The sequence below is a fragment of the Fusicatenibacter sp. genome (assembly GCF_050872605.1).
Lineage (GTDB): Bacteria > Bacillota > Clostridia > Lachnospirales > Lachnospiraceae > Fusicatenibacter.
In genome coordinates this window covers 1-6,932 of record NZ_JBNMHD010000070.1, presented here as the reverse complement: position 1 = coordinate 6,932, position 6,932 = coordinate 1, and the positions used below count along the sequence as shown (strand labels likewise).

Here is a 6,932-nt window from a genome sequence, read left to right as displayed (position 1 = left end):
TCTGCAACATGTCTTTCGACAGTAGCAGTCACTTAGGCTTGAGACCTATTGTTAAGCTATAGATAAGAGATTTCGTATGTCCACTTTTATCTATATTTATAAACATATTTCTATGTTTTTGGTTACTTAACAATTAGTCCTCGTGTTGTCTTATCGTAATTAGTTTAACGGTAAATCTTCTGTTCTGTCACCAGCATCTGCGGCAGAATGTCCGTCTCCTCGAACGGCACCGCGTCAAACAGCTGAAACTCAAACGCCGCCGCAACCGTTGTAAACCCTGGATGTGCGGCAAGAAAACGGTCATAAAATCCTTTTCCATATCCGACTCTGTGGCGCGCCGGATCAAAGGCCACGCCGGGTACCAGCAAAAAGCCCTCTTCCCGCGTGCAGACCTTTCCGCCGTCCGGCTCCATAATGCCAAAATAGCCGGATTTCAGCGTGGAGAAATCTTTGATCTCATAATAAACCATATCGGCGCCTTCCACGCGCGGCACAGCGACGGTTTTCCCCATCTCCAGCGCTTTTTCGATCAGATCCCGCGTCATGACTTCTTTCTTAAAGTCCATATACGCAAAAAAGCAGTCCGCATCCAGAAATTCCGGCAGAGCCGTGATTTTTTCATAAATCATACGGCTCTTTTCCTGGATTTCTTCCTGTGTGGCTGCTCTTCTTCGGGCAAAAACTTCTTTTCTAATGTTTCCTTTTGCTTCCATAACGCTCCCCCAGATTTACAATTGTTCCGTCTTTCTCCTGCACATCAATATTGTCGAGCTGGGTACGGAGGTTCATTTTTACGGCTGCAATGTATTCTCTCCGAAGCTTCTGCTGCTCCTCTTTCTCCGCCGGTGTCAGCCCTTCTGCTTTCGCCTTGCGGGCAAGTTCGTTGATTCTTTGTATATTAATTTCCATTTTCTGTATTTTTCTCCTTTGTTTGTTTCAACTCACAGTCGGTATTTTCACGGAGTCTGACATGTCGAAAATAGTTCGACTGTGACTCGCCTCATGTCAGTGGAGGATACCGATTTCTCTCCGCCTGCCACTGCCGTTATGTTTCTTTTAACAATTCATCCCACCGCTTTAGAAGCGAGGGACTTGCTTGATTCGGTTAAATGACCGGATTTTCTCTTTATCTTACCGCAAAACACAGGATCTGTCCAGCCGATCTGAGAAAAATCCTGAAATCCAGCTTTATCACCGGATTTCAGTCTCATCTGCATAATTATCCAAAACAATCAGAACCCATGTTTTTCCAGGATTCAGTTTAATCTCCTCTCCATTGCTGTTCCGGTACTTTGTGACGCCCCACGGATCATCCTTGCTCCATGTCACATCGATGGCCTTTCCGTTTGTGATATACGTTCCCGTTCCGCCGTTTACCACGTCGATGTCGAGATATTCCGCATTGTCATCATACTTTTTCCAGGAACAGTACTGCACGATAATGTTCTTCACCGCAAGCTGTTCCTGTGTCATCTCATCGATCTGCGGTTCCCCGAACTGATAACGCAAATACGTGCCGCTCGCCTCATCGTACGAAAACCATGGATTATTGTGGAAATATCCGCCCGGTGCCACATAGGCGGCATTTCGTCCCTGTTCCAGCGTTTCCGGTTCTGTCTCGGATGCAAACTGGAAAAATCCGTCATAACCGTCTTTGTAAGATGTCCGGTAGCCGCAGAGATCGATTCCCGCTGCAATCCCGGCCGCATCCAAATACGCATTGTGCGGCGACGGACGATCCGACGTCCGGTAATACACCTGTTCCGAATACTCCATGCCGTTCACATTGTCTATGTGATCCGATTCGAGCAGCGGAATCGCATACGCCGCCTGTCCATAGTGGTAATACAGAGCGTCAAATCCCGCTGCCAGATACACATAATATTCGCGGCAGCTCCGCACCGATCCGATCTTTTCGAGATCATCATAGTTTTCAAACAGCCCCATCAGGCGCGTAATGCCGCCTTCGACCGGCGCTTCATAGATCACTCCCGCACGGCTGATACCGCTCTGCGGGCAGGCGCTGATGATATTGCTCAGCATGACCGCCACCGGACGCCTTCTTCCCTGTACCTCGGCGACAGGTTCTCCTGTCAGATAACTTTTTACCATACCTTCCGGCAGCGCATCCTCCGCGGGTGTCGGCTCAATCGCTTCCGGAACCAGCGGCTCCGATGCCGGATCTTCGGTCGGTGCCGCTGGTTCCGTAGCTTTCGTTTCTGTCTTGCTTTCCCCTGCTGTCTCTTCTGAGACATAAGAAGTTCCTGCCGATGCAGTTTCCGGTGCTGTTTCCCCAATTTTCCGGCAGCCGAACAGCATCATGCTTTCCAGCAGAGCAATCCCCAATGTGTAAAACCCTCTCTTTTTGATAAAGACCCCTCCTTTTTTGCTCTCAATCAGTCTCTTGTGATACCGAGACGCTGCAGCACCTCTTCCTGCTTTGCCTCCATCACGGCTGCTTCCTCCGGTGTCATATGATCATAACCCAGAAGATGCAGCATACTGTGTGCAACAAGAAAAGCAAACTCACGTTTTAAGGAATGACCGTATTCCTCCGCCTGCGCTCTTGCGCGTGCAACAGAAATCACAATATCACCCAGCATCAGTTCACCGCTGTCCGGGTTAAAGCAGTCATCTCCCTCTTCCGTCTCCAGAAAATCGAAAGAAGCCGGAGAAGGATAATCTACCATCGGGAAAGAAAGCACGTCTGTCTCCCGGTCAATGTTTCTGTGTTCCCGGTTCATGGTGCGGATATTTTCCGGATCGGTCAGAATCAGTTCTACTTCTGCCTCATACGGGCACGCTTCCTGATCCAGCACACCATTGATTACCGCTGCTGCAACCTCTTCCGGATCAAATCCAAGGTCAAAATCCTGTTCATTTTCAAACGTCAGTGTCATTTATTTTCCCTCCGTTTTCTCGTCGTACTTTTTGCTCTGCCGCTGTGATTTTCCGGCTTTGCTTTCTTTTCATATTCATCGTAAGCCTGTACAATCTTCTGCACCAGCGGATGACGGACAACGTCCTTGCTCGTCAGCTCGCAGAAGGAAATTCCGTCTACTTTCTTCAGTACCTGCATTGCCACATCAAGGCCGGAGCGTGTACCGGAAGGAAGGTCCTTCTGAGAGGCATCTCCGGTTACAATGACTTTGGAACCGAAACCGATACGGGTCAGGAACATCTTCATCTGCGCCGGTGTCGTATTCTGTGCCTCATCAAGGATAATAAACGCATTGTCGAGCGTACGGCCTCGCATGTACGCGAGCGGTGCAACTTCGATCAGCCCTTTTTCCATATTTTTCTGGAAACTCTCTGCTCCCATAATCTGATACAGCGCATCGTAGAGCGGACGCAGATACGGGTCGATTTTGCTCTGCAGATCTCCTGGCAGGAAACCGAGTTTCTCACCCGCCTCAATCGCCGGACGCGTCAGAATAATACGGCCTACCTCATCGTTTCGGAATGCCGTGATCGCCATCGCCATCGCAAGGTACGTTTTTCCGGTTCCGGCAGGGCCGACGCCGAAGACGATCATCTTTTCCCGGATCGCATCCACGTACGCTTTCTGACCGAGTGTTTTCGGTTTGACCGGACGGCCTGCAACGGTGTGGCAGATGCAGTCGCTGTCGATTTCCGCAAGGCTGCTTCCGCTGTCCTCCATAACAAGTGAGATTGCATAATTGACGTTCTGTGTCGTGATATCATTTCCGCGGCGTGAGAGCTCCAGAAGCTGTGTCAGACATTCCTTTGCGCGCGCTGCATTCGATGCCGGGCCTACAATTTTTAAAACGCCGTCCCGGGAGATCAGCGTAACCGCCAGGGATCTCTCCAGGATTTTGATGTGTTCATCAAACTGGCCGAATACTTTCTTTTCATGTTCGATGGGCAGTTCCATCTGCAGTTCTATCATGTTGTTATTGCTGTTCATCTACCATTGATTCCTTTCCATCCGACATCTTCTGCATTTCGCAGGGCTGTGCTTCTACGGCCCGTTCTATCACACGAAGTGTCCCTTTTGTGATACATGACGTATCGTTAAGTTCTATTGTAACATGATTTTCCGATATTTGAAGTCCTTTTTCTGATAAATTTCTGTGGAATTTCTGATAATTCTGCGAGGCTTTTTCTTTTGCCTCGTGTTCTGAATAGGTTTCTTTCTGAACTTCAAAAGGAAATTTCTGACGGTAGCCGAAATAAAACGGAAGGGCAAAGTTTTCTGTCAGATAAAGCTGCTGAAGGGACACTTCCTCGTCCGCTCCATTTTCCTTTTTCTCTGTTTTCTGATCCGCCGTTCCGGTCATGCTCCGCAAACTCTCCACAAAATTCTTCGGCAGCAGATTTCCAAGGAAAAATCGGTAAGCAGAAATCTGGAATACCGGCGTTTTTTTCTCTGCTTTCTGATATGTCCGTACCGTATGGGAAAGCGGAAAGGTATCATAATAGTACCACGTCGTCTCAAGGTCAATATCCGCGTCTGCGTGAACATAAGAATAATCATACGTTTCCCCACTGTCATTCACAAGCGGAATCTCGCCCTTTACAAGAATGTCTCCCGCTTGACATGTATCACCGGGGAGCACCTGCGGAATGCCGTTCCGTGTGATAATGCGCACGACCGTCCCTTCTTTTTTCGCCACAAGATTCTGCGGATCATCTGCTTTTTCTTCGATCACATAGCCGTCTACGTTTTCTTTTACCGCAAGGACAAGCTGCGTCCCTTCTATTTTTGCGGACACCCAGGTCAGATTCGGAAACTGCTCCCGCAGATACGATGCGGTCTGGCTGCAGTCCACACGTTTTTTCCAGCTTCCATGATGAATCCCGGCCGCGTCAAGGCTGTTTAAGATCGTCTGCGTACTGTTCGCGTAATTTCCTTCCACATGAATATTCCAGATGAACTGCGACAGCGTGTAAAGTCCCGCCAGGCAGAGAAAAATGCCAATAAAAAATGCCTTTCTTTTTAAACTTTGCCGGTAAAAGAAAGGCAGTCCCTGTTTTTTCTGTATTCGGATGCGCACACCGCTCTTGCGGCGGATCGGCAGGAGACGGAAAAAATCTTCCGGCAGAAGGCTCATCTCAAAACAGCCCTTGTGTTCTGTCACGTCCCACAGTGTGATATTATGGTGCCCGCACAGATTGAAAAAACGCTCCGGTTCACGGCCCGTCACACGAATCCGCACACTGCCTTTCCAGAAAGCCTTTCCCCTCTGCAAACGCACACCCCCTTTTCAGCATTGGAATGATTGGAATCATTACACTTATTGAAACGTCACCTGATCGATTCTCCCTTCCACCCGCATCTCCTCCCCGGAATACGAAACAATCCGGATTTCCTCTCCCACAAGGAGCAGCCTGCCGTATTGTGTAAGCACGCAGAGGCGGCACGCATTATATTCCAGAATCCTGCGGTAATTTTCAATCTGCACTTCTCTCCCGCCGTAAAACGTCACAACCGGCTCACCAAAAGCAAGATCTGACGGAACCTGCATCGCCGAAAGCAGCTCCCCGCCCGGCGGATGGAGCAATTTTTTCTGCTTTTTCTTTTTTCGCATCCAAAACCTCCTCCGCTTTGCGGGTCTGCTTTTTATTCTATCGCTATTTTATGCAGAAAAAAGCACAAAAATACCCCGCAGCCACTGGGGTTTCCTGCCCGATCAGGCTGCGGGGTTTCATTTCCCTTTTAAAAACATTTTTTGCAGGGTTCATACCCCTGGGCTTCTGCATTTTCTCTCGTCATCTGATATGCCCGATCCGGATTCATTCTGCCGCAGTTATTTTTGTTATGGTACTTCGATCCGGTCTCTGAAATCCAGACGAGCTGTCCGCCATACGGATCCGATTCCTGCGGTGCTTCCGTTACCTGCGGTTCTTCGGCAGTCACTGTCGGCTGTTTTTACAGCGAAATCCTCTACTGTAAATACGCTTGAAAGAATGGAAAATTACATCACAGATTACGATTCTTTATAGAAAATCATGCTGAACCATACGACCATATGCTCGCCGAGGTAATAATCCATCATATTTTTTTCAATCAGGTTTGCAACAACAATGCCATGGCTCTCGATGCACGGATGCATCAGCTCAAGATGGCGGCAGCCGCCTCTCGGATAGGTACATTTTTCGCAGAGCTGACAGGAATCGGAGGAGAGTGCGAACGTGAGCAGCGTTTTATCTTTCAAATGCTGTTCGATTTCGCGTGTGATTTTTTCGTGCTCCGATTTTGTTTTTAATGTCTCATCCATATCCATGATATTGTCCACTTCTGCGATGCTGGAGAAGAACAGCACATGATCGTAGTTCATGCAGCGCTCCTTACATACCTCGACAGTGCCGACCGCCGGCGGGCAGGACCAGGAGGCTCCGTAGCGGGAGCACTCCTTTTTGCAGATCTGGCGGACCCGGTCATTGAATTCGATGTCCTCCGGTTTTACAAATGCATACTGATAGATAGGAAACTGGGTAATATATTCTTCGATTTCTGTCTGTGTCATTTTGTCATCCCTTCTCTTTTGTTACAGATCTTTTTCCAGAAAAGCAAATACCATATTCCAGTACGTCTGGAGCATACGCCCTCTGGTTCCAAACAATTCATGCTTTGCGCCCGGTACTTTTACCATTTTTGCCATGCCGGGACGGCGTTCTGCCATTTTCCGGATCATCCGCTCCTGGGCACGGTTGGATACGAGGTAATCATTCTCCGCCTGAAATAAAAGAACAGGAGCCTCGATCCGTTTCCAGCCGCTCCGCATCAGATCGCGGTACAGATGTGCGGCGGCATGGAGCCATCCGTAGGAAGCGGCATTTAAGTGATACAGCGGCTCTTTTTCCCGCTTCTGCTGGTAATAGAGAAAGCGCGGACGTGAGAGGGACGAACTGTGTTCAAAGCTTTCGATTCCCTGATACGGCTTCTGTCCACCACGTACTGGGTGCCG

General features: G+C 48.9%; 11 protein-coding genes. All 11 read right to left on the bottom strand.

What is annotated here, in order from left to right; genetic code table 11:
* Nucleotides 1-164: 164 nt before the first annotated feature.
* Nucleotides 165-713, bottom strand: a complete 549-nt coding sequence (locus ACY2VT_RS13945; RefSeq protein ID WP_461880294.1) for a 5-formyltetrahydrofolate cyclo-ligase — start codon at nt 711-713, stop codon at nt 165-167.
* Nucleotides 691-909, bottom strand: coding sequence for a DUF896 domain-containing protein (locus ACY2VT_RS13940; RefSeq protein WP_055267865.1), 219 nt, complete (start codon nt 907-909; stop codon nt 691-693). Before ACY2VT_RS13940 ends, ACY2VT_RS13945 begins: the two co-directional genes overlap by 23 nt.
* A 155-nt stretch (nt 910-1,064) precedes the next feature.
* The gene (locus ACY2VT_RS13935) at nt 1,065-1,217 is read right to left on the bottom strand and encodes a hypothetical protein (RefSeq protein WP_461880293.1); all 153 of its coding nucleotides are present in this window, start codon (nt 1,215-1,217) and stop codon (nt 1,065-1,067) included.
* The gene (locus ACY2VT_RS13930) at nt 1,192-2,346 is read right to left on the bottom strand and encodes a DUF3048 domain-containing protein (protein ID WP_461880292.1); all 1,155 of its coding nucleotides are present in this window, start codon (nt 2,344-2,346) and stop codon (nt 1,192-1,194) included. Before ACY2VT_RS13930 ends, ACY2VT_RS13935 begins: the two co-directional genes overlap by 26 nt.
* 50 nt (nt 2,347-2,396) lie before the next feature.
* Complete coding sequence (ybeY, locus tag ACY2VT_RS13925; RefSeq protein WP_117805406.1) at nt 2,397-2,900, bottom strand: rRNA maturation RNase YbeY; 504 nt, start codon at nt 2,898-2,900, stop codon at nt 2,397-2,399.
* On the bottom strand, nt 2,897-3,928 hold the full coding sequence (locus ACY2VT_RS13920; RefSeq protein ID WP_022462554.1) for a PhoH family protein: 1,032 nt from the start codon (nt 3,926-3,928) through the stop codon (nt 2,897-2,899). Before ACY2VT_RS13920 ends, ybeY begins: the two co-directional genes overlap by 4 nt.
* Nucleotides 3,915-5,213: a sporulation protein YqfD gene (locus ACY2VT_RS13915; RefSeq protein ID WP_461880291.1), complete on the bottom strand. Its 1,299-nt coding sequence runs from the start codon at nt 5,211-5,213 to the stop codon at nt 3,915-3,917. Before ACY2VT_RS13915 ends, ACY2VT_RS13920 begins: the two co-directional genes overlap by 14 nt.
* Nucleotides 5,214-5,258: 45 nt before the next feature.
* Nucleotides 5,259-5,552 carry a YabP/YqfC family sporulation protein gene (locus ACY2VT_RS13910; protein ID WP_461880290.1) on the bottom strand — a complete coding sequence of 98 codons (294 nt, stop codon included), beginning with the start codon at nt 5,550-5,552 and terminating at the stop codon, nt 5,259-5,261.
* Nucleotides 5,553-5,680: 128 nt separating this feature from the next.
* Nucleotides 5,681-5,881, bottom strand: coding sequence for a hypothetical protein (locus tag ACY2VT_RS13905; protein ID WP_082424415.1), 201 nt, complete (start codon nt 5,879-5,881; stop codon nt 5,681-5,683).
* Between the two features lie 70 nt (nt 5,882-5,951).
* The gene (locus ACY2VT_RS13900) at nt 5,952-6,491 is read right to left on the bottom strand and encodes a DUF2284 domain-containing protein (RefSeq protein ID WP_461877938.1); all 540 of its coding nucleotides are present in this window, start codon (nt 6,489-6,491) and stop codon (nt 5,952-5,954) included.
* Between the two features lie 21 nt (nt 6,492-6,512).
* On the bottom strand, nt 6,513-6,932 hold a 420-nt coding region (locus ACY2VT_RS13895), incomplete at its 5' end, for an alpha/beta hydrolase (RefSeq protein ID WP_461880289.1).

Excerpts from the sequence above, each read along its gene's own strand:
- ACY2VT_RS13945 (WP_461880294.1), bottom strand. The coding sequence starts at position 713 with ATGGAAGCAAAAGGAAACATTAGAAAAGAAGTTTTTGCCCGAAGAAGA.
- ACY2VT_RS13940 (WP_055267865.1), bottom strand. The coding sequence starts at position 909 with ATGGAAATTAATATACAAAGAATCAACGAACTTGCCCGCAAGGCGAAA.
- ACY2VT_RS13935 (WP_461880293.1), bottom strand. The coding sequence starts at position 1,217 with ATGCAGATGAGACTGAAATCCGGTGATAAAGCTGGATTTCAGGATTTT.
- ybeY (WP_117805406.1), bottom strand. The coding sequence starts at position 2,900 with ATGACACTGACGTTTGAAAATGAACAGGATTTTGACCTTGGATTTGAT.
- ACY2VT_RS13920 (WP_022462554.1), bottom strand. The coding sequence starts at position 3,928 with ATGAACAGCAATAACAACATGATAGAACTGCAGATGGAACTGCCCATC.
- ACY2VT_RS13910 (WP_461880290.1), bottom strand. The coding sequence starts at position 5,552 with ATGCGAAAAAAGAAAAAGCAGAAAAAATTGCTCCATCCGCCGGGCGGG.
- ACY2VT_RS13900 (WP_461877938.1), bottom strand. The coding sequence starts at position 6,491 with ATGACACAGACAGAAATCGAAGAATATATTACCCAGTTTCCTATCTAT.